The following is a 20,082-nucleotide window of genomic DNA, read 5'->3' on the forward strand; positions in this document are numbered from 1 at the left end:
CATTCCCTCAATGTGAATGGGCCGCATGATCGGGCGCAGCAGAGGAAGATTGCGCCCGCATACGATCCAGCGCGCCGGAGATATTGGCTTCGGAGTCAATCAGGAACAGTCCGCTGGAGACCACTTTTTCACCTTCGGCAAGCCCGGCGCGAATCGCCGTCACGCCTTGTGACTCATGGAACACCGAGACCTGTTTCGGCACAAAGCGACCATCGTTGTCAACGGCGATCACTCGCTGTTCCGTTCCATTATCAATCAATGCTTTAGACGGGATTAGCAGCATCGGTTCGCTTTGCGTTTTCAGCTTCAGGTACGCATTCATTCCGGGCTTGAGCGCTTCATCAGGGTTATCAACCTGTAAGCGCAACTGGAGGGTTCGAGTGGTGGCGTCCACGCTTGGCAGAATCGCCCATTTACTGATGGTGAAGCGTTTATCCGGCCACGCGGGCACGGCAATATCGAACTGCGAGGCATCTTTAATCAGCCATGCGATGGATTCAGGAACGGCCGCGCTGATCCACACCGGGTCCATCCCCTGGATTTTCGCCACCACGTTATCTTTGGCGATATTCATCCCGGCGCGCAGATCGAACGCAGTGATCACCCCATCAATAGGCGCTTTCAGGGTAAAGCGGGTCTGAATTTTACGGGTTGAGACTAAGCGGCGGATATCCTCTTCCGGCATCCCGGCCAGACGCAGTCGTTCAAGAATGCCTTCCACCTGCGTTGCCGTACCGCCCGTTTCCCGCAGCAGTAAATATTCACTCTGGGCTTCAACCCAGTCAGGAATGGTCAGGTCGATCAGCGGCGTTCCTTTCTTAATTTTATCCCCCACCGTCAGCGGCCAGACTTTATCGATAAAGCCAGCGGAACGCGCCTGCACAATCACAAACTGGTATTCATTGAAACTGACGTTAGCCGGAAAAGTTTGCGCGTAGCGCAGCGGCCCACGGCGGACAGCCTCCGTCTTTAACCCTAAATTCTGCGTCTGTACCGGATCGATACGCACGCCTGGCGCAGAGGTCGTGTCTGACTCTTCGTCAGCGTATTTCGCCACCAGATCCATATCCATAAACGGCGATTTACCGGGCTTATCAAAGCGCGTATTCGGATACATGGGGTCATACCAGAACAGAACCTTACGGGCCTCTTTTTCGGAGGCAGGCGCAATATCGACAGGCTGATGCGCAGACGCAAAATAAGCGTAAACGCCGACCGAGATAATCCCTCCGACGATCATACTGCCGAGAATAAGCGCGGTAGTTTTTATTTTTAAAGACGCCATAGTGACTTCCATTCGATCCATTTTCTGGATCAGTTACGCGGGAGATATGCCCGCGCTTCTGTAAACCCGGGCAAGAACAAAGAGACAGCGAATACGCTTTACTGGCTGACCTGAATATCGCGTAATAAAGAGAGATTGCCCTGCTGAACGAAAGTAAACGCCACTTTGTCGCCGGGTTTAATGTCACCGGAACGGGTTTCCGGGGTCAGGGTAAAGCGCATCGTCATCGCAGGCCAGTTGACCGCCGGAATAGGTTCATGATCGATAGTCACTTTTTTCGTGTCTTTGTCGATGGCTTTAACCACGCCGGTTGAATGAATCACCTGCTCCGGCTGCGCCGCTGATGCGTTATTCATCATCTCGCCGTGGTGGTGTTCATTCGCCTGAACGTTAAATACCACGGCGGAGAACAGACCCAAAATCGCCGCTTTTACTGTATTGTTCATCATGCTTTCTCCTGAAAATAACGATAAATTTTTATTCCACCCAACCGCCGCCCAGCGCGGTGAACAGCGTAATTTCATTAGCCTGTCGGGCGTAATTCAGATCGAGTAACGTTTGCTGGGTTGAAAACAGAGAGCGCTCCGCATCCAGCACTTCGATATAGCTGACCGCGCCATGCTGATAGAGCGCTCTGGCGCGTTGCAGCGTAATACGCAGCGAGCTCAGATAACGCTGTTGCGCGGTTATCTGGTCGGTCAGGCTCTGGCGCAAAGCCAGCGCATCCGCCACCTCTTTAAACGCGGTCTGGATCTTCTGTTCATAATTCACAACCGATTGCTGCTGGCGAATTTCCGCCAGATCGAGGTTGGCCTGATTACGTCCGGCGTTAAAAATCGGCAGTTCCACTTTCGGGATAAAATTCCACATCCCGCTCGCGGCATTAAATAAACGGGAGAGATCGCTGCTGCTGCCGGACACCCCGCTGGTCAGGGTAATGGAGGGAAAAAAGGCCGCGCGCGCCGCGCCAATATTGGCATTCGCCGCCATCAACGTATGTTCAGCTTCCATAATATCCGGGCGCTGCAACAAGATTTGCGAGGAAAGCGACGGCGGGAGCGTCACGTTTTTAATATCTCCGCTATCGCGCGCTCTGTCATCCGGCAGCACAGAATAAGTGCCCAACAGCAATTGCAGCGCATTATTAGCCTGCGCCAGCTCGCCCTGTCGTTTCGCAATATCGCTGCGGGTGCTTTCAATCACGCCCCGCGCCTGTTCCAGCGCCAGAACGGTCGTGCTGCCGGTCAGCAACTGCTTTTCTACAAATGCGTAAGAGCGTGTATAGTTTTCCAGCGTTTCTTGTGCGATTTGCAACTGCGCGTACGCCAGCCGTTGATTAAAATAACTTTGCGCCACGTTTGAGATTAATAAGATATGCACTGCCCGGCGCGCTTCTTCGCTGGCAAAATAGTTCTGTCGGTCAGCCTCACTCATGTTTTTCAGCCGGCCAAAAAAGTCCAGATCAAAACTCAGATTCAGCCCGGCTTCATATTCGCGGGTACTGCTGCTGTCACCCTTTAATTTTCCTTCCCAGCTTCCGCTGGCATCGGAATTAAGCTGCGGATAACGATCGGCATCCGTCACCCGGTATTGCGCTCTGGCTTCCTGCACTTTCAGCGTCGCCATGCGCAAGTCACGGTTATTGCGTAACGCCTCACCGATCAGCGACTTTACTTGCTCATCAACAAAAAAGGTTCGCCAGCCGGTCTCCTGATACCCCGCAGGCGCAGAAACCAGCGCATTCTGGCTCAGGGAGAATTGTTGCGGCACCGGCAACGCGGGCCGCTGATAGTCCGGCGCCAGCGAACAGCCCGTCAGAACAAGCATCACGCTGAGGGTAAGAAGCTTAAATTTGCGCATAGCGTTTCTCGTCCCAACGGGACTGATAACCATATAGTGAATGTGAATTTATGCCCTGTACCTTAACGAAGTGACTCTGTTCGGCCCGTGACAGGAAAATGACAAAGTTGTCATTTTCCCAATAACCGATTGCTATCCGATCCTGCTCCTCTAGAATTGAAAACCCGCCCAACCTTTACGTGAAGGAAGACGTGATGAAGATTCTGATAGTCGAAGACGAGAAAAAAACCGGTGAATACCTGACCAAAGGTCTGACGGAAGCGGGCTTCGTGGTGGACCTGGCGGATAACGGGCTTAACGGGTATCACCTGGCGATGACGGGAGATTACGATCTGCTGATCCTCGACATCATGCTGCCGGATGTGAATGGCTGGGATATTGTCCGTATGCTGCGCACCGCCAACAAAGGTATGCCAATCCTTCTTCTTACCGCGCTGGGCACCATTGAACACCGGGTAAAAGGTCTGGAGTTGGGGGCTGACGACTATCTGGTTAAACCGTTCGCTTTCGCTGAATTACTGGCTCGCGTCAGAACGCTGCTGCGTCGCGGCGCGGCGGTGATGGTCGAAAGTCAGTTTCAGGTCGCGGATTTGACGCTCGATCTGGTCAGCAGAAAAGTGACCCGCAACGGCATGCGCATCACGCTCACCAGTAAAGAGTTTACGCTACTGGAGTTTTTCGTCCGCCACCAGGGAGAAGTCTTGCCCCGCTCGCTGATCGCTTCCCAGGTCTGGGATATGAACTTTGACAGCGATACCAACGCGATTGACGTTGCCGTTAAACGGCTGCGCGCGAAAATCGATAACGAGTTCGAACCGAAACTCATCCAGACCGTGCGTGGCGTGGGCTATGTGCTTGAGGTACCGGATGGTGACTAAACGCTTTCAGCGCCCTTTCTCGCTGGCGACGCGCCTGACATTTTTCATCAGCCTCGCCACCATTGCCTCTTTTTTCGCGTTTGCCTGGATCATGATTCACTCCGTAAAAGTGCATTTTGCCGAGCAGGATATCAATGACCTGAAAGAGATCAGCGCGACGCTGGAGCGAATCCTCACACATCCCGACGAACCGGAAGCACGTCGGCTGGAAATCCTAAAAAACGTTGCCGCCGGTTACTCGAACGTCATTATTTCGCTGGAAGATGCCAACCAGCGGGCGATTTTTCACTCTCCCGGTTCACCTGATCTTCGCCAGTTCATCGCCAAAGCCACGCCGGATAGCAGCGCGCGTAACGGCGATGTCTTTTTGTTGTCCAGCCCGGACTTACAAAGCAAGAGGCACGCTAACGGGCACGGTACCCATTCCGCATGGCGCATGATTCGCCTGCCGGTCGGGCAACTCGCGGACGGGCAACCGGCCTACACGCTCTATATGGCGTTATCGATAGACTTCCATCTGCACTATATTAACGATCTGAAAAATAAGCTGATTATGACGGCTTCGCTGATTAGCATGATGATCATTTTTATTGTGCTGTTCGCCGTCTACAAAGGCCATGAACCGATTCGCAGCGTCAGCCGCCGGATTCAAAATATTACGTCGAAAGACCTCGATGTGCGTCTTGACCCGCAGGCCGTTCCGATTGAGCTGGAGCGGCTGGTGCTCTCGTTTAACCATATGCTTGAACGCATTGAGGATGTTTTTACCCGCCAGTCGAATTTCTCTGCGGATATCGCCCATGAAATTCGCACCCCGATTACGAATCTGGTGACGCAAACAGAGATTGCGCTAAGCCAGACCCGCAGCCAAAAAGAGCTGGAAGACGTACTCTACTCCAACCTCGAAGAGTTTGGCCGTATGTCGAAGATGGTAAGCGACATGCTGTTTCTGGCTCAGGCCGACAATAACCAGCTCATCCCGGAGAAAAAGGCGCTCGACCTGGCGGATGAAGTCCACAAGGTGTTCGACTTTTTTGAAGCCTGGGCGGAAGAACGCGAAGTGCGTTTGCATTTTGAAGGACGCGCGTGTTGGGTATCCGGCGATCCCATCATGTTACGCAGAGCGCTCAGCAACTTGCTGTCTAACGCCATGCGCTACACCCCGAAAGGCGAAGCCGTCACCGTGCGGCTCAAAGAAATGGACAGACAGGCACAGATTACCGTTGAAAACCCCGGCGCCCCCATTGCGCCAGAACATTTACCGCGCCTGTTTGACCGCTTCTACCGGGTTGACCCTTCCCGACAGCGTAAGGGCGAAGGCAGCGGAATTGGGCTGGCGATTGTCAAATCAATCGTCATCGCCCATCAGGGAACCGTGTCCGTAACGTCCGATCTGCGCGCAACGCGCTTTATTCTGACATTGCCGAAACATGGCGATTGAAATGCAGTGATAACGACGCAGCGAAATGGAGTCTGACAGAAAGGCGAGAATAAAGACTGGCGCGCCCTGCAGGATTCGAACCTGCGACCCACGGCTTAGAAGGCCGTTGCTCTATCCAACTGAGCTAAGGGCGCACTGTGTGAAGCGATGGCTTCATGCGGATGAAACGCGTGAATTATACGGTGAGCGCCTGCTGAGTCAATGGCTTTTGTTCTGGTTGCTGAGGAAGTGTACGAATATCTTTTTTTCTGGCGCTACGCAACTATCCAGGAAATCACCTGGTAAGAACTCGGCCTGCATAAAGTGGCATTTTAAGGATAAATGTATTTAGAAAATTAATGCGTTTACTTACTATTTCCTCCCCACTTCCCAGCTGTTCAGGATATTTTTTATGCTGAGTGTCGCCATAAAAGAACAAAATAGCCATTTCGAACACGGTCTTAAAATCATCATGACTCGTCTGACTCATCAGTGGCATCAGAAAATTCAATTTCTACCTGCTGATGATATAGACAAAGCGGATATCGCATTTTTATCGCTGGATGAAGACTGGTTTAGTGCCGGATGTTATCAGATACCGGTACATACCCGGCACCAGCAGAGAGTCATTATTTGTAATGAATACGATAAAGACAAACTTATGTTCAGACCGTGTCTCTATATGCTGCCGCATATTTACCGGGAGGACGATGTTGATGAGATAACCAAAAAGATGGTGCTTATCCTGCATAAACGGGCACTTCGCCGCAGCGTTCCCCCTTCTGTTTGCCATTACTGTACGACTCGCCATTTCTCCATTCTGGAACGCCAGTTTTTAAAGATGGTCGCTCGCGGGCACCGGTTAAGCGAAATTGCCGTACTCCTTTCGTTGAACGAAGAACAAACCAAATCAATTCGCCGTAGCATCATGAAGAAACTGCACGTAAAAAATGAACAGCAGTTCTTAAATTACATCAGAGTTAACCTGGGTTTTCTGCAAGAATAGACATATTCTCAATTTTCCATACATCATGTTGAGAAATATCTCACAGATGATTAAGTAACGTCATCTACAGCGATTTTTCGCATACTGCCACAATGACACTTATCATATTTCCTGATTGCACAACCGTCAGGAACCGAAAATATTCGGCGGCATTCTTTATGCCTACAGGAGTGTTTTTGTGGCAACTCGCCCGGTATTACAGGGAAATATTCTTGACTCTGCAACATTGCGCACTCAAAAGGAACGTCCTTTTTGTTGGGAGTATCCTTTAAAGCTTGAACCGATAGTCCATTTATCTTCTGCCCGTACCTTTGGCTATGAAGTTCTGACTCAGGTTCCTTTTCATGTCAATACTGAGCATTTTTTTCACCACCTTCCGCCAGAAAAAATAGTGGCGAATTTTTATCAACAAGTCGCCACTATTACGCATTATCCCAAAGGCGTACATTATTTTCTTAATTTACCGCTGAAGGTATTTTTACACCTGGATTTTTTTAATTCAGGAGTACCCCCCTGCCCGTCCAATCTGATCCTTGAAATCCAGGACCCAGAAACGCTTTTTTCACTTAATAGCCGCCAGCGTTCCCAACTCTATGAAAAAATAAAACAGGTTGAGTCTATCGGAATTCCCGTCTGGCTGGATGATGTCGATGAAAATTTGATCAAAGAAGTGGCTGCCGCCCGCTGGCGTTTTAGTGGTCTGAAACTGGATAAAAATGCGTTCTGGGATCTAATTCTGCATCCTCAGAAACTGCGCCGGGTGATTTTTATGGGGTATAACATTGCAGATGTCATACTCATTGAAGGTATTGAAAATCATGCGCAAAAAGAAATTGCTTTTCATTCTGGCGCCCAATTAGGCCAGGGATACTTATGGCCCGCGCTTTTGCAAAACAAAGAGTAGAAAAACGGAAAGGGAAAGGATGCGCAGCGCACTTCGCAAAGAAAGACATCGCCGTTTAAGAAATACCGATTGCACTCACCACTACCATCACCTTGAACCACAGGTATTTGATCGTCTGGAATATCTGACCCAACGTCTCAATTATGCCCTACCGGACAATACAATCTCTCAGGTTATTATCACGACGGATAACTATCTCGGATATACACTGAATCGCTATTTATTTTCTGGAAAACGCACGGCGGTGTTCAGCTCTCTGGAATCACCCTCATGCAGGCTGGAAGAGACGGGCATCAGACAATTGATTGTTGATATGGCTGGACTGGCGGTCTCCTGCTACGAAACGCTTGAGCGATTACGCCTGCTTATCCGAGAGCGAAGCGATATCCAGGTTTACTTACTGGTGCCGGATAAGGATGTTAGTCTGACGCGTTTTATGCAAAAAGCCGGTAAGTTTTATATTCTGCAACGTCGCCAGAATCTCTCATCATTACGTAACGCCTTATTATCTCCCCCCTCCGTTCAAAATACTGATGGCACCTTTAGCCATACTGACTGGAAGATCATTTCCGCGTTATCTCAGGGTATGTCTTTAAAGGAAATCGCGCTTTTACTCAATACGCCTTATCACCGGGTGATCTACCGACTCAATCAACTTATTACTCAGTTGGATCTGCCGCATCGACACAGTTTGCTGTATCTGATACACCGCCTTAGCGTCACTTCTCTTCACTTAATTTAACACGCTAACCTCTTAAGCTATAAGATTTTTTAAGAAATTACTTATTTTAACGCCTGACTAAATGTAAATTTTTTACATAAAATTAATATTTACAACTATTCCTGGTATCATAGGAAAATCCCTCTTTCTCTATAATCCTTCAATTGACGGGCTCTCACGGCCTCATCGTTGAAAATTTGCCCAAAAGTCACATAACAGAAACTAAACAATTGGTTTTTTGTGTTGTTTTTATATTTAAAAAAAATACTTTTAGCCACGAAACATTAATTCAACAGAGAATAAAACCAAACGCTATTAAACAGTTTAAAACATGCAGAACATCCTAACAGCCAGCACCGATTTGTGTACCGTAAGCCTTTTCCGAAAAAATAGACCAGGTATAATCCTCCCTATTCTTAGTTAATCAGAATTTTCTTTTTTGTTGGTGCGAAATGGATATTCCCCACACTTATTGCTCTTACGCAAAATAGTCAGTTAACAAGGATGGTATTACCTTCACCACTTCCCAGGTTCGTGAGGTATATTCTGGCTATTTGATAATTAATAGTGTCTGACGCTTATCCGCAAACGGAAGACGCGCAAACAGTCTGAGGCATACAACAATGAAACCTGCATCCGTTATCATTATGGACGAACACCCTATTGTCAGAATGTCGATAGAAGTGCTTCTCGAAAAGAATAGTAATATCCAGGTTGTCCTGAAAACCGATGACAATCGTACCGCGGTAGATTATCTGCGCACATATCCTGTGGATCTGGTCATCCTGGATATAGAGCTGCCGGGTACAGATGGATTTACACTGCTTAAACGAATCAAATCAATACAAGAAAATACCAAAATTCTTTTCTTGTCGTCTAAATCTGAATCTTTTTATGCCGGGAGAGCTATCCGGGCAGGCGCAAACGGATTTGTCAGTAAAAGAAAGGATCTCAATGATATTTATAACGCAGTGAAAATGATCTTATCAGGATATTCTTTTTTTCCTTCAGAGACGCTAAATTTTATCAGTAATACCAGTTCACGAAAAGGTGAGCACAATGATATGCCGCTCTCAAACAGGGAGGTTACGGTACTGCGCTATCTCGCCAACGGTTTATCGAATAAAGAAATCGCAGAGCAGCTCTTGCTGAGTAACAAAACCATCAGCGCGCATAAAGCGAACATATTTTCGAAACTCGGCCTGCATACCATTGTTGAGCTTATTGATTACGCGAAGGTACACGACTTGCTGTGATCGTGGCTGACTCCCGACGAGAGATCGTTCGGGAGTACGTTATCGGGATCGGACTTCAGTTGTAATTGATCATAAAAGTCGCATCCGCCTTTGCGACTCCTGGCTGAACGCCATCGGCCAACGCAATGTAATTCGCATAAAACGTCAGCGTAGCATTACCGTTTTCATCAACGCTTACCGCCTGGCTGGCTTGCTCAAGCGGTAATCTGCTGCGATCGCTGTCGCGGATCTCAATGGCCACTTTTTGCGCCATGACCGCATCATCCAGCGCCAGCAGCGACGTCCCCGCCGCTGGTGTTCCTGAAAAGGTCATCGACGCCGCGCCCGGCGGGCAGCCCTCAAGTTTGATGCTGAAAGGCACGGGCTGGGTGGTATCGCCGCTGGTTTTCAACTGCTTCGTGGGCCAGGTGCCCAGCTCGACCGTTTTGTTACTGTCACCGGTCACTGCGGTGCAGGTGAAGTCCACAACATTACCGCGCAGTTCAATATTAATCTCGCCCAGAGCGGTGTCAGCCCGGCAAAGCGAGCTCAGCAACACGCTGCAAAAAATAGCCAGCAAAAGTCTCATGGCTGTGCGCTCCCCTTAGTCGTAATCCACACGCAGATACCCACGAGCGGTAAAAGGCCCTTCCGTCGGTTTACTCCCCGTGATGCTTACCGGCCATGCGCGGATCCCCACGCTGGCGGCGGCGCTGTCATCCAGACGGAATGGAATTTTGCTGGCCAGATTGTTAGGCGTCAGCGGCACACCGTCGCTGTCGGAAACGATAAAGCCTAAATCGGGATTATCAGAGACCATCGCCTGCCCGGAGATTTTCTCCGCCTCCAGACGCATCGACAAATAGGCCTGCGCCGCGACGTTCGTACATTTTATGGCGACCGTTTTTGTCTGCGGCGTCACCCCTTCCGGGCGATTCCCCGCCCCGGCTTTGCTGAACAGCGCGGCGCCGATATCGCCAAAATCAAATTCCACAACCTGCCCGGCATTCACTTCACAGCTTTGCGGAACCTCGACTTTACCGCTGTAGCTGATGGTATAAACCGGCGTGCTCAGGGCATCGCCGGTGCTGGTGGTGACATACACCGAGAACATGGTCTGGCGGGGAATCGGCACCATGTTGATAAAAGGCCGTATCACTTTGAGTTTAAAGATCAGCTTCGAGTCCATCACGCCGAAGGGCTTTTGTTTCGGTACATTGGGGTGCGTCCCCATGCGAATATAATTACGGGGCGGATAAAATAATCCGGCAGCGCTGTCGGTGATGCTCATCGCCCCCAGCAGGTAGTCATTGAGCTTGAGATACTGGAATCCTCCTTCCGTACTTTGCACGGGAAGTTCGGTCACATAGCTTCGAAAGGTATAATCCACATTCGTACCAGCAGGACACGTCGCCTGTACGCCAACCCAGCCCGATTTCTCCGGCAGCGTCACCACCTGTCCTACCTGATTATTGCTGCTGGTAAAAACATTCGACAGATCGTAAAACACATCGGTCGGCGTACCGTTCGAGTTATGGCAGACCGTCGCCCATGCCGGATTCGCCAGCAATAATGCGATGGCGCCCGGCAACAACCCTGATTTCATTTTCATCTTTTCTTACCTTTCATGACGACGGACGTTTACAGGTTGCATTAAGCAGCGTCACCGCCTGCTTCAGGCTCTCTTCGGGCAGGGAATAATGCGCCACGCAGCGGGCGTTCGCTCCCTCTCCCCACTGAATCAGCAGTTCCCCTTTCAGCGGCAGTCCGCTCAGATAAATTTGCCCGTCGTCGCCCGCCATACTGGTGACGCCGCTGGCGGTTTCGCGCACAATTGAGCCAAACGGCACCGGGCGATCGCCCTGTTTTGCGGTGACAATTGCGCGCACGCCGATTCGCGTGTCAAAGGCAGCGCGTACCAGCGCCCCTTGCGTCGGCACCACGCTGCTGACGTTATTTTCCACATCGGTGTGGTTATCCATTGAGTTGGTATCCAGCGCGACACGGTTATAGCGATATACGGTGGCATAAGGCATGACCGCATATCCGCGCCAGTCGGTTTGCACCCCGGTCTGGTTTTCTATATGCACCCCTTCGGCGCCTGGCGCTTTAATCAGGACATTGGTATCGCCTAAAGGCTGACTGAGCGTGATGCCGTCCGCATGACCGACCACGCCGCCAGACAGCTGCCAGTTGTAGTCATGCTGGTCTCGATCGTAGTTGTACCCCACGCCGAGCGTCCCGTAAGCCGCCTGCCAGTTCGCGCTGGCGCTGCCGCTGTAGCCATTGGTGCTGCTGTGTCCCTGGTTCACGCTGTAGCTCAGGTTACGCCCGTCTAACAATGTCCCGCCGATGCCGGTCTGCCAGCTGTTCTGTCCATTGCTGTTCCGGTTCGCGTTAAAGGTGGCGTAGGTGCGATCCAGGGCATTGTCGCGCGAGTAGCGTCGCCCGGTGAGCACGCTGAACGGAACCGACATGTTGAATGCCAGAATGCGATCGGTGCCGGAAATCCCTACGGATTCATTCCACGACCAGGAAAGGGAGTAGCTGATCCCTTGCCAGCCGCTGGCATATCCCAGTTGATACCAGGTATTGGCATCCGAAGTGTTCCAGTATGTTTGCTGACTGCCGGAGATATACAGCGAGCCGTAATCCCCCAGATTCTGTGAAATGTTGACCTGGAATCGGCCTTTTTTGCTGTAGTTCAGGTTGTGATAGCTCTGCACTACCGGCACTTTATGACGCTTACCTTCGCTGTCATATTCATACTCGTACCCTTCCATACTGCGGTACGCCACATCGTCAAGCGTGTAGAATCCGCGCGTGGAATAGCGATAGCCCAGTAACTGGAAGTTAGTGCCGTAGTTGTTCAACGACTTGGCGTACAGGAAACGCAGCGACTGCCCCTGGTGGGTGCTGTCATCCGCCAGTTGGCTGCGGGCGTGGGTGACGTCTACCGAAACCGCGCCCCAGTCGCCCAGGTTCCGTCCGGCCCCCAGCACCACCGAGCTGTAGCGCGAAGCCAGTTGCGTGCCGCCATAAGCGGTATACCCTTCAGGCAGACCGGCGATCAGCGTTCCCTGGAAGAAGAATGGCGAGGATTGCTGGCTATTGCCGCTGCGAAAATCCCCCGCCACCAGGTCGAACTTCATACGTCCTTCGCGCTGCAACAGCGGAACGGTGGAGTACGGCACCGTATAGCGCTGCTGACTGCCGTCTTTCTCATCAACCGTCACGTCCAGGTCGCCGCTTGAAGACGTTGGGTTGAGGTCGGTGATCGCGAAAGCGCCCGGTGAGACATAGCTCTGATAGATCACATAGCCGTTCTGGCGGATAGTCAGTTTTGCGGCGGTACGGGCGATCCCACGCACGGTCGGCGCATAGCCTTGCAGGCTATCAGGGTACATATTGTCAGACGAGTAGAGCCGCGCCCCGCGAAAGCCCACGCTGTCAAACACGTCGTTGCCGGTGTTGCTGTCCCCCATCACCAGTTCGCTTTTCAACGGGATGATGGCGCGTTGTACCCAGGTGCCGATGTTTTTCCAGCTTTGCGAGTGGTATCCGTCGCCTTTGGAATAGCTCCACGCGCCGTTGTTACGCAACCGCCACGGGCCATAGTTCAGGCCGCTCATCAGGCTTAAAAAATAGCTGTCGCTGTTCGTCCCGCGACTGCCGGTAAAACTGTAGTTGATAAGCGCGGCGGGAATCCCCTCATCCCACTCTTCCGGCGGGATATACCCGCGCGCGCTGTTCAGCATTGACGCCTGCGGAAGACTGATATTTAAACGCATTGAGGAAAAATCAAAAGCGATTTCAGCGCCGGGAATCGCCTCTGGCAAATTGATGCAGGTCTCCTCCTGGCTTTGCCCAAGCACAGGAAAGGCGGTGGTATTTACCCCCAGCCTTTTGATCCACGCCAGATCAAAACAGGGCATTAATCCACCTGATTTTTCACCGGTTTTCGTCGACGAGGTTTCAAAGCGAATATCCTGGGTCGCGACGAACTCATCGTTGCGCCAGATATCCACCCGATAGATGCCCGGGGGCTGGTGATTGCCTTTCTCAAAACGTGACAAATCTGCCACGGACGCAGCATCTGCCGACAAAAAAGCCGGGTTAAAGTAACTTTCGCCATGACTTATCGCCGGATAGAGCGCCGCCAGTATGGACAACGCCACCCCCGTCAGATGTGGCGTATACCCCGGCAGTGAACCGGGAAGATACGTTATCTTCTTCATCGTTTTCTCAGTGTGGCTTCACACGTTCCGATCAGCGCAAGCTAACCGTTTTCGCCGGTGTCAGCGCACCGTAATCATTTACCGTCTGGAACGTCACACTTCCCTGCGCGCCTGCCGGAAGCAGAATCTGGGTATTGTTCTTCGGCGCGACCATGACGTTATCAACCTTCTGATTTCCCACTTTGAGATTGACCAGCGTGAGATAGTAAGCAGACGGATTGGTGATTTTCAGGTGGTTCCCGGAACGGGAGAATTGCAGCATTCCTGGCGCGTCTTCCTGCACCTGCGGCAGATTGGCAGGGCGAACAAACAGCTTAATGCGCGACAGGATCGCCAGTTGCAGGACGTTTTTGCCTTCAAGGCTGTTTTTATCCACCGACGGTATCGCTTTCACGTTCATCCAGAACAAAGACTCCCGATCGGCAGGCAGGGGTTGTCCGGCATAAATAATACGCAGCGTGTTTTCACTTTTGGGTTCGCTGACAAACAGCGGCGGTGTAACAACGAACGATTTTTCTTTGACGCCGGCGCTGTTCTCAATCCATGAATTAACCAGATAACGCTCTTTCGATGCGCTGTTGCTAATTGCCAGCGAGGTCTGTTTGGCGTCCGCCGGATAAATAACGCGGGTGGCGCCTAATGCAATTCCCCCGGCCGCCTGCGCACTCATTGAAGTCCATAAGGCAATAAAAATAATAAGGCCTGATTTTATATAATTAAGCATGGCAAAAAATACCTTTTGCGTTTTATCAACGCCCGGAAAACAAATCAGGGGTAAACCAGCGTAAACCACACATCTGAATGAATACTTCCCGGCGTCATATTTTCCGAGATTGCCCGATAGCGAGCCGTGAAATGAAATGTCATTTCTTGCGTTAAAATAGGGGCATAATGAAGCGGCAAGGAATTGGGTATGATTTGCCGTTGTTCCTCATCAAATAATGCCAGACCAATACCGGAGGTCGCCGCCGTGTCGCTGCGCGCCAGGAATACCTGCGGATCTTCTGCGGGAGTCACACCGGAAAAAGCGATCCCAACATGGCTATAAACCTCTGAACTACAATCGGTTAATCGCAGCGCGAAAGGAATACTGGTCGGGGCGAAACTCCCGGTGCCAGAAAAGACATTGGTGCGGTATTGCCCCATCTGTACACGGAGATCCTGGCTTTCGGAATTCACCGCGCAGGCGCCGTTTACCAGCTGGCCTCGCAGGTGAAGATTACCGCTCTCCAGTATCACCGTATGCGCGAATGCGGGCATCGCGCAAATCAGCCCCACCAGCGCCACGCCTTTGCTAATCATCTGCTGTATCACTTATCGTCCCCGGATAGCGCCTCATCCATTGAGGCTTGCCACATCCCTGAATCCCTGGTGGGTTTATTCGTACTTCATGATGAAGGTTGCGTCGGCGTTAGCCTGACCCGGCGTGGTGTCCGCAGCAGTCGCTTTATAACGCGCGGTGAAACGCAGCGTGTTGCTACCTTCTACCAGCGCCTGAGCCGTAGAGAAGGTCGCGCCGTCTGGCTTCAGCGGAGAAGAGGTGTTATCAAGAATTTCGATCCCTACGCCGCCTGCCGTGGTGCCATTGTCACCAGACACGACTGCCAGCAGGCTGTCGTTTGTACCGTCAGCCTGACCAGAGAACGCAACGGCAGCGGTCGCTGCTACGCTCGGATCGCAGTCATTCAGTACAATGGTGAACGGAATCTGTGCGCTGGTATCGCCAACAGCGGTAAAGCTGGCGGTACGATACTGGCCCAGGGTCACGGTCTGATCGGCAGATTTCGTGCTAACGGCACACGCTGCATTGACCAGCTCACCTTCGAAGTGAACCGTACCGCCGCTAACGCTTACCGGATCGGCATGAGCCGCACCAGCAGCAAACATCAGGCCAGCAATAACGGAAGAGGTCATTAATTTAAGTTTCATGGATTTCCCTTGAATTACGCACATTCGGCTCCAGTTTCCTGCGGGAACCGTTTGAATCAAAATCGACATAATAATGTCAGGCTAATTATCTCTGCATCCTGTAAAGATATATATCGAAAGAGAATTAGCTAACCTTTTTACCCCAACTCTCCTGAGCATTAGATTCACTAATTAATCTTTACGAATATGACAATTCGTCACAGGGATAAATTAAACATTTCAATAAGTGAAAAATACCTTCAATCTCTTTAATTAGCCCAGGTAAATTCTTATTGGGATATAGGACAGGTCTAAGCCTTTTTTATATAAAAGTGTTCAATATCACACTTAACGCCACGTTTTTCGCGGCATTCCCCCTAATTTTAGCAGGGTGATGAATTGTTTCTTTTAGGTTAATTTTGATTAGGTTGCTCATTAATTGCCCACAGGATTTTGCCCCTCGCCGCAGCCCGTATCGCAGCGGTCACTGCACCGATCACACGTAAAGACGCAAACGATAACTGACAGCGCGCCCCGCTTCTGACAAAATAGCCACATCCCCTTCGACTTAATGTAACAGACGGAATCCTCTCTCTGATGGCAGCAAAGATTATTGACGGTAAAACGATTGCGCAGCAGGTGCGCTCTGAGGTTGCTCAAAAAGTTCAGGCGCGTGTCGCGGCCGGACTTCGCGCCCCAGGGTTGGCCGTTGTATTGGTAGGCAGCAACCCGGCTTCGCAGATTTATGTGGCGAGTAAGCGCAAAGCCTGTGAAGAGGTGGGATTCGTCTCCCGCTCCTATGACCTGCCCGAAACCACCAGCGAAGCAGAACTGCTGGAACTGATTGATACGCTTAACGCCGACAACACTATCGACGGTATTCTGGTGCAGTTGCCGCTACCGGCGGGCATCGATAACGTCAAAGTGCTGGAACGCATTGCGCCGGACAAAGACGTAGACGGTTTCCATCCCTATAACGTAGGCCGTCTGTGCCAGCGCGCGCCGCGTCTGCGCCCCTGTACGCCGCGCGGCATCGTCACGCTGCTGGAGCGTTACAACATCGATACCTTCGGACTGAATGCCGTCGTCATCGGCGCCTCGAATATCGTCGGTCGCCCGATGAGCATGGAACTGCTGCTGGCAGGCTGCACAACGACCGTGACTCACCGCTTCACCAAAGATCTGCGTCGCCATGTTGAACACGCCGATCTGCTGATTGTCGCCGTCGGCAAACCCGGATTTATTCCCGGCGAGTGGATTAAAGAAGGCGCCATCGTGATTGATGTCGGAATCAACCGACTGGAAAATGGTAAAGTGGTCGGCGATGTGGTCTTTGAAGACGCTGCCGCGCGCGCATCCTATATCACCCCGGTGCCGGGCGGCGTCGGTCCGATGACGGTCGCAACACTTATCGAAAACACGCTACAGGCGTGCGTTGAATATCACGATCCACAAGGTAAATAACATGGCAACATTCTCTTTAGGCAAGCACCCGCACGTTGAGTTGTGCGACCTGCTCAAACTGGAAGGCTGGAGCGAAAGCGGTGCCCAGGCGAAAATTGCCATTGCAGAAGGTTTAGTGAAGGTTGATGGCGCGGTTGAAACCCGCAAACGCTGCAAAATTGTTGCCGGGCAAACCGTCAGCTTCGCAGGGCAAAGCGTTAACGTCGTCGCCTGATTCAGAGTGCCGGATGGCGACGCTATCGCGTCTTATCCGGCCTACTGGTTATGCCAGTGTAGGCCGGATCGCCATCCGGCAATGACGTTATTTACGGCGCCAGGTTGTCCCTTGCGGACCATCTTCCAGCACGATGCCCATCTCATTCAGACGGTCACGCGCCGCATCCGCCGCCGCCCAGTCTTTGGCTTTACGCGCATCCAGACGCTGTTGAATTAACGCTTCGATTTCAGCCACTTCGCCGTCATCCGCCTGCGCTCCGCTTTGCAGGAACGCTTCCGGCTCCTGCTCCAGCAGCCCCAGCACGCCGGAAATTTTACGCAGATGTGACGCCATCGCATTCGCGGCAGCCATATCCTCACTCTTCAGACGGTTCACCTCACGCGCCATATCAAACAGCACAGAGTAGGCTTCCGGCGTGTTGAAATCGTCGTTCATTGCCTCCACAAAACGCGCTTCAAACGCTTCGCCGCCCGCAGGCGCAACGGTTTTGTCCGTTCCGCGCAGCGCGGTGTACAGACGCTCCAGGGCGGAGCGCGCCTGCTTGAGGTTCTCTTCGCTGTAGTTGAGCTGGCTACGATAGTGGCCGGACATCAGGAAGTAACGAACGGTTTCCGCGTCGTAGTATTTCAGCACATCGCGCACGGTAAAGAAGTTGCCCAGCGATTTCGACATCTTCTCACGATCCACCATCACCATGCCGGAGTGCATCCAGTAGTTCACATACTCGCCGTCGTGCGCGCAGGTAGACTGGGCGATTTCGTTCTCATGGTGCGGGAACATCAGGTCGGAACCGCCGCCATGAATATCAAAATGGTTGCCCAGCTGTTTGCAGTTCATGGCGGAACATTCAATGTGCCAGCCCGGACGACCCGCGCCCCACGGCGACGGCCAGCTCGGCTCGCCCTCTTTGGACATCTTCCACAGCACGAAATCCATCGGGTTGTGTTTTACGTCAACGACGTCAACGCGAGCGCCCGCCTGTAGCTGTTCCAGATCCTGGCGCGACAGCTGACCATAGTTCGGGTCGGTCGGCACGTCGAACATCACGTCGCCATTGTCCGCCACATAAGCGTGACCTTTGGCGATCAGCTGTTCGGTGATCTCAATAATTTCGGCAATATGGTGCGTTGCACGCGGCTCCAGATCCGGGCGCAGAATATTCAGCGCGTCGAAATCTTTGTGCATCTCCGCAATCATACGATCGACCAGCGCGACAAAGCTTTCACCGTTTTCGTTCGCCCGTTTAATGATCTTGTCGTCGATATCGGTAATGTTACGCACGTACTTCAGCGTATAACCGAGGAAACGCAAATAGCGCGCGACGACGTCGAAGGCGACAAACGTACGCCCGTGACCGATATGACAGAGGTCGTAAACGGTAATACCACACACGTACATGCCGACTTCCCCGGCATGAATAGGTTTGAATTCCTCTTTTTGGCGCGTCAGTGTATTAAAGATTTTTAACATCGAAGATTCCGTATAGACGTGTGTGGGTAATAATATCCGTATGATACATATTATTCGTAATCGAAGCAGCACACTTTGCGAGGTGATCGCAGCGTGCGGTTATGCTATAACACCCCCCTATATGTGACCCTTACCGGGGTCGAAGCACCACTATATCGGAACAGGATGCAAAAATGGTTACTTTCCACACTAATCACGGCGATATCGTAATCAAAACGTTTGATGACAAAGCGCCTGAAACAGTTAAAAACTTCCTGGACTACTGCCGCGAAGGTTTTTACAACAACACCATTTTCCACCGTGTTATTAACGGTTTCATGATTCAGGGCGGCGGTTTTGAACCTGGCATGAAGCAGAAAGCGACCAAAGAAGCGATCAAAAACGAAGCCAACAACGGTCTGAAAAACACCCGTGGCACGCTGGCAATGGCGCGTACTCAGGCTCCACACTCCGCAACGGCGCAGTTCTTCATCAACGTGGCCGACAACGACTTCCTGAACTTCTCTGGCGAAAGCATGCAGGGCTGGGGCTACTGCGTATTCGCTGAAGTCGTGGAAGGCATGGACGTGGTTGATAAAATCAAAGGCGTATCAACAGGCCGCAGCGGTATGCATCAGGACGTGCCGAAAGAAGACGTTATCATCGAAAACGTGACCGTCAGCGAGTAATCGTGGCGACACTGTTTATTGCAGATCTTCACCTCTGCACGGAAGAACCGGCGATCACCGCCGGTTTTCTGCGTTTTTTAGCCGGTGACGCGCGCCAGGCCGATGCGCTGTACATTCTTGGCGACCTTTTCGAAGCCTGGATAGGCGACGACGATCCCAACCCGCTGCACCGCGAAATGGCCGCAGCCATTAAAGCCGTTGTAGATTCCGGCGTACCCTGCTTCTTTATTCACGGCAACCGTGATTTTTTGATCGGCAAACGCTTTGCCCATGAAAGCGGAATGACGCTATTGCCGCAGGAAAAGGTGCTCGACCTCTATGGTCGTCGCGTATTGATTATGCACGGCGACACGCTCTGCACCGACGATGCCGGTTACCAGGCGTTTCGCGCCAAAGTTCACAAACCCTGGCTACAGACGCTGTTCCTCGCCCTGCCGCTGTTTATCCGCAATCGTATTGCCGCCAGAATGCGCGCAGGCAGCAAAGCCGCCAACAGCAGCAAGTCACTGGAGATCATGGACGTTAATCCACAGGCCGTGGTGGTCGAAATGGAAAAACACCATGTGCAATGGCTGATTCATGGTCATACCCATCGCCCGGACGTTCACGAACTGAGCGCTAACGGCAAACCCGCGTTCCGCGTTGTTTTAGGCGCCTGGCATAGCGAAGGGTCGATGGTCAAAGTCACGCCGGATGACGTTGAGCTTCTCCATTTCCCGTTTTAACCTCGCCCGTGAATTGACGACGTCATAAGGTACGCAACCGTTTTCCTTGGCGTATTTCCGTGCTATTCTCTGTGCCCTCAAAA

General features: G+C 51.8%; 20 protein-coding genes and 1 tRNA gene. 10 read left to right on the forward strand and 11 right to left on the reverse strand.

Features of this window, described 5'->3' with window-relative positions; all coding sequences use genetic code 11:
• Positions 1 to 7: 7 nt before the first annotated feature.
• The 3 genes from OGV50_RS18760 to OGV50_RS18770 form a co-directional block, all read right to left on the reverse strand.
• Positions 8 to 1,285 (reverse strand): efflux RND transporter periplasmic adaptor subunit, encoded by a 1,278-nt coding sequence (locus tag OGV50_RS18760; RefSeq protein WP_200091914.1) that lies wholly within the window; start codon positions 1,283 to 1,285, stop codon positions 8 to 10.
• A 98-nt stretch (positions 1,286 to 1,383) separates the two neighbouring features.
• Positions 1,384 to 1,731: a cation efflux system protein CusF gene (gene cusF, locus OGV50_RS18765; protein WP_049011847.1), complete on the reverse strand. Its 348-nt coding sequence runs from the start codon at positions 1,729 to 1,731 to the stop codon at positions 1,384 to 1,386.
• Between the two features lie 31 nt (positions 1,732 to 1,762).
• Positions 1,763 to 3,145, reverse strand: a complete 1,383-nt coding sequence (locus OGV50_RS18770; RefSeq protein WP_024130572.1) for an efflux transporter outer membrane subunit — start codon at positions 3,143 to 3,145, stop codon at positions 1,763 to 1,765.
• Between the two features lie 194 nt (positions 3,146 to 3,339).
• Between OGV50_RS18770 and cusR the strand changes: the two genes are divergently transcribed.
• Together cusR and OGV50_RS18780 are read left to right on the forward strand one after the other, a co-directional pair.
• Positions 3,340 to 4,023, forward strand: a complete 684-nt coding sequence (gene cusR, locus OGV50_RS18775) for a copper response regulator transcription factor CusR (protein ID WP_024130574.1) — start codon at positions 3,340 to 3,342, stop codon at positions 4,021 to 4,023.
• Entirely contained in the window at positions 4,013 to 5,464 is a 1,452-nt protein-coding gene (locus tag OGV50_RS18780; protein ID WP_012133444.1) for a Cu(+)/Ag(+) sensor histidine kinase, read from the forward strand. Before cusR ends, OGV50_RS18780 begins: the two co-directional genes overlap by 11 nt.
• Before the next feature lie 57 nt (positions 5,465 to 5,521).
• Here the strand turns inward: OGV50_RS18780 and OGV50_RS18785 are convergent.
• A tRNA-Arg gene (locus OGV50_RS18785) sits at positions 5,522 to 5,598 on the reverse strand.
• A gap of 257 nt (positions 5,599 to 5,855) precedes the next feature.
• Here OGV50_RS18785 and fimW point away from each other — a divergent pair.
• The 4 genes from fimW to fimZ all read left to right on the forward strand — a co-directional run bounded on the left by fimW (position 5,856) and on the right by fimZ (position 9,330).
• The gene (gene fimW, locus OGV50_RS18790; protein ID WP_200091669.1) at positions 5,856 to 6,449 is read left to right on the forward strand and encodes a fimbria biosynthesis transcriptional regulator FimW; all 594 of its coding nucleotides are present in this window, start codon (positions 5,856 to 5,858) and stop codon (positions 6,447 to 6,449) included.
• A 178-nt stretch (positions 6,450 to 6,627) separates the two neighbouring features.
• Positions 6,628 to 7,353, forward strand: coding sequence for an EAL domain-containing protein (locus tag OGV50_RS18795; protein WP_286488705.1), 726 nt, complete (start codon positions 6,628 to 6,630; stop codon positions 7,351 to 7,353).
• A 19-nt stretch (positions 7,354 to 7,372) separates the two neighbouring features.
• On the forward strand, positions 7,373 to 8,095 hold the full coding sequence (gene fimY / locus OGV50_RS18800; RefSeq protein ID WP_200091662.1) for a fimbria biosynthesis regulator FimY: 723 nt from the start codon (positions 7,373 to 7,375) through the stop codon (positions 8,093 to 8,095).
• Between the two features lie 602 nt (positions 8,096 to 8,697).
• Positions 8,698 to 9,330, forward strand: a complete 633-nt coding sequence (gene fimZ, locus OGV50_RS18805; protein WP_012133449.1) for a fimbria biosynthesis transcriptional regulator FimZ — start codon at positions 8,698 to 8,700, stop codon at positions 9,328 to 9,330.
• A 55-nt stretch (positions 9,331 to 9,385) separates the two neighbouring features.
• Here fimZ and sfmF read toward each other — a convergent pair whose 3' ends face one another.
• From sfmF to fimA, 6 genes are all read right to left on the reverse strand, one after another.
• Positions 9,386 to 9,898: a fimbria assembly protein gene (gene sfmF, locus OGV50_RS18810; protein ID WP_134769656.1), complete on the reverse strand. Its 513-nt coding sequence runs from the start codon at positions 9,896 to 9,898 to the stop codon at positions 9,386 to 9,388.
• Between the two features lie 15 nt (positions 9,899 to 9,913).
• Positions 9,914 to 10,921: a type 1 fimbria D-mannose specific adhesin FimH gene (gene fimH / locus OGV50_RS18815; RefSeq protein ID WP_286488706.1), complete on the reverse strand. Its 1,008-nt coding sequence runs from the start codon at positions 10,919 to 10,921 to the stop codon at positions 9,914 to 9,916.
• Positions 10,922 to 10,934: 13 nt separating this feature from the next.
• A complete protein-coding gene (locus tag OGV50_RS18820) occupies positions 10,935 to 13,547 on the reverse strand; it encodes a fimbrial biogenesis usher protein (RefSeq protein WP_058668727.1) in 2,613 nt (870 codons plus the stop codon).
• A gap of 31 nt (positions 13,548 to 13,578) precedes the next feature.
• Positions 13,579 to 14,271, reverse strand: a complete 693-nt coding sequence (fimC, locus tag OGV50_RS18825) for a type 1 fimbria chaperone FimC (RefSeq protein WP_012133453.1) — start codon at positions 14,269 to 14,271, stop codon at positions 13,579 to 13,581.
• 44 nt (positions 14,272 to 14,315) lie between these two features.
• The gene (fimI, locus tag OGV50_RS18830; RefSeq protein WP_012133454.1) at positions 14,316 to 14,849 is read right to left on the reverse strand and encodes a type 1 fimbrial protein subunit FimI; all 534 of its coding nucleotides are present in this window, start codon (positions 14,847 to 14,849) and stop codon (positions 14,316 to 14,318) included.
• 75 nt (positions 14,850 to 14,924) lie between these two features.
• Positions 14,925 to 15,476, reverse strand: a complete 552-nt coding sequence (gene fimA, locus OGV50_RS18835; RefSeq protein WP_024130577.1) for a type 1 fimbrial major subunit FimA — start codon at positions 15,474 to 15,476, stop codon at positions 14,925 to 14,927.
• A 576-nt stretch (positions 15,477 to 16,052) separates the two neighbouring features.
• On the opposite strand from fimA, the gene folD reads away from it, so the two are divergent.
• Together folD and ybcJ are read left to right on the forward strand one after the other, a co-directional pair.
• Complete coding sequence (gene folD, locus OGV50_RS18840) at positions 16,053 to 16,919, forward strand: bifunctional methylenetetrahydrofolate dehydrogenase/methenyltetrahydrofolate cyclohydrolase FolD (protein WP_012133456.1); 867 nt, start codon at positions 16,053 to 16,055, stop codon at positions 16,917 to 16,919.
• A gap of 1 nt (position 16,920) precedes the next feature.
• Positions 16,921 to 17,133: a ribosome-associated protein YbcJ gene (gene ybcJ, locus OGV50_RS18845; protein WP_047458327.1), complete on the forward strand. Its 213-nt coding sequence runs from the start codon at positions 16,921 to 16,923 to the stop codon at positions 17,131 to 17,133.
• Between the two features lie 87 nt (positions 17,134 to 17,220).
• On the opposite strand, the gene cysS is transcribed toward ybcJ, so the two are convergent.
• On the reverse strand, positions 17,221 to 18,606 hold the full coding sequence (gene cysS / locus OGV50_RS18850) for a cysteine--tRNA ligase (protein ID WP_049011837.1): 1,386 nt from the start codon (positions 18,604 to 18,606) through the stop codon (positions 17,221 to 17,223).
• Between the two features lie 173 nt (positions 18,607 to 18,779).
• Between cysS and ppiB the strand changes: the two genes are divergently transcribed.
• Entirely contained in the window at positions 18,780 to 19,274 is a 495-nt protein-coding gene (gene ppiB, locus OGV50_RS18855) for a peptidylprolyl isomerase B (RefSeq protein ID WP_003021875.1), read from the forward strand.
• 2 nt (positions 19,275 to 19,276) lie between these two features.
• Positions 19,277 to 19,999: a UDP-2,3-diacylglucosamine diphosphatase gene (lpxH, locus tag OGV50_RS18860; RefSeq protein WP_200073847.1), complete on the forward strand. Its 723-nt coding sequence runs from the start codon at positions 19,277 to 19,279 to the stop codon at positions 19,997 to 19,999.
• The last annotated feature ends 83 nt before the right edge of the window (positions 20,000 to 20,082 follow it).

It is taken from the genome of Citrobacter sp. CK180 (genome assembly GCF_030333655.1).
Taxonomy (GTDB): Bacteria; Pseudomonadota; Gammaproteobacteria; order Enterobacterales; family Enterobacteriaceae; genus Citrobacter_B; species Citrobacter_B koseri.

What these genes read in the sequence shown, in the direction of transcription:
- OGV50_RS18760 (WP_200091914.1), bottom strand. Translation starts at nt 1,285, where the DNA reads ATGGCGTCTTTAAAAATAAAAACTACCGCGCTTATTCTCGGCAGTATG.
- cusF (WP_049011847.1), bottom strand. Translation starts at nt 1,731, where the DNA reads ATGAACAATACAGTAAAAGCGGCGATTTTGGGTCTGTTCTCCGCCGTG.
- OGV50_RS18770 (WP_024130572.1), bottom strand. Translation starts at nt 3,145, where the DNA reads ATGCGCAAATTTAAGCTTCTTACCCTCAGCGTGATGCTTGTTCTGACG.
- cusR (WP_024130574.1), top strand. Translation starts at nt 3,340, where the DNA reads ATGAAGATTCTGATAGTCGAAGACGAGAAAAAAACCGGTGAATACCTG.
- OGV50_RS18780 (WP_012133444.1), top strand. Translation starts at nt 4,013, where the DNA reads ATGGTGACTAAACGCTTTCAGCGCCCTTTCTCGCTGGCGACGCGCCTG.
- fimW (WP_200091669.1), top strand. Translation starts at nt 5,856, where the DNA reads ATGCTGAGTGTCGCCATAAAAGAACAAAATAGCCATTTCGAACACGGT.
- fimY (WP_200091662.1), top strand. Translation starts at nt 7,373, where the DNA reads ATGCGCAGCGCACTTCGCAAAGAAAGACATCGCCGTTTAAGAAATACC.
- fimZ (WP_012133449.1), top strand. Translation starts at nt 8,698, where the DNA reads ATGAAACCTGCATCCGTTATCATTATGGACGAACACCCTATTGTCAGA.
- sfmF (WP_134769656.1), bottom strand. Translation starts at nt 9,898, where the DNA reads ATGAGACTTTTGCTGGCTATTTTTTGCAGCGTGTTGCTGAGCTCGCTT.
- fimH (WP_286488706.1), bottom strand. Translation starts at nt 10,921, where the DNA reads ATGAAAATGAAATCAGGGTTGTTGCCGGGCGCCATCGCATTATTGCTG.
- OGV50_RS18820 (WP_058668727.1), bottom strand. Translation starts at nt 13,547, where the DNA reads ATGAAGAAGATAACGTATCTTCCCGGTTCACTGCCGGGGTATACGCCA.
- fimC (WP_012133453.1), bottom strand. Translation starts at nt 14,271, where the DNA reads ATGCTTAATTATATAAAATCAGGCCTTATTATTTTTATTGCCTTATGG.
- fimI (WP_012133454.1), bottom strand. Translation starts at nt 14,849, where the DNA reads ATGATTAGCAAAGGCGTGGCGCTGGTGGGGCTGATTTGCGCGATGCCC.
- fimA (WP_024130577.1), bottom strand. Translation starts at nt 15,476, where the DNA reads ATGAAACTTAAATTAATGACCTCTTCCGTTATTGCTGGCCTGATGTTT.
- folD (WP_012133456.1), top strand. Translation starts at nt 16,053, where the DNA reads ATGGCAGCAAAGATTATTGACGGTAAAACGATTGCGCAGCAGGTGCGC.
- ybcJ (WP_047458327.1), top strand. Translation starts at nt 16,921, where the DNA reads ATGGCAACATTCTCTTTAGGCAAGCACCCGCACGTTGAGTTGTGCGAC.
- cysS (WP_049011837.1), bottom strand. Translation starts at nt 18,606, where the DNA reads ATGTTAAAAATCTTTAATACACTGACGCGCCAAAAAGAGGAATTCAAA.
- ppiB (WP_003021875.1), top strand. Translation starts at nt 18,780, where the DNA reads ATGGTTACTTTCCACACTAATCACGGCGATATCGTAATCAAAACGTTT.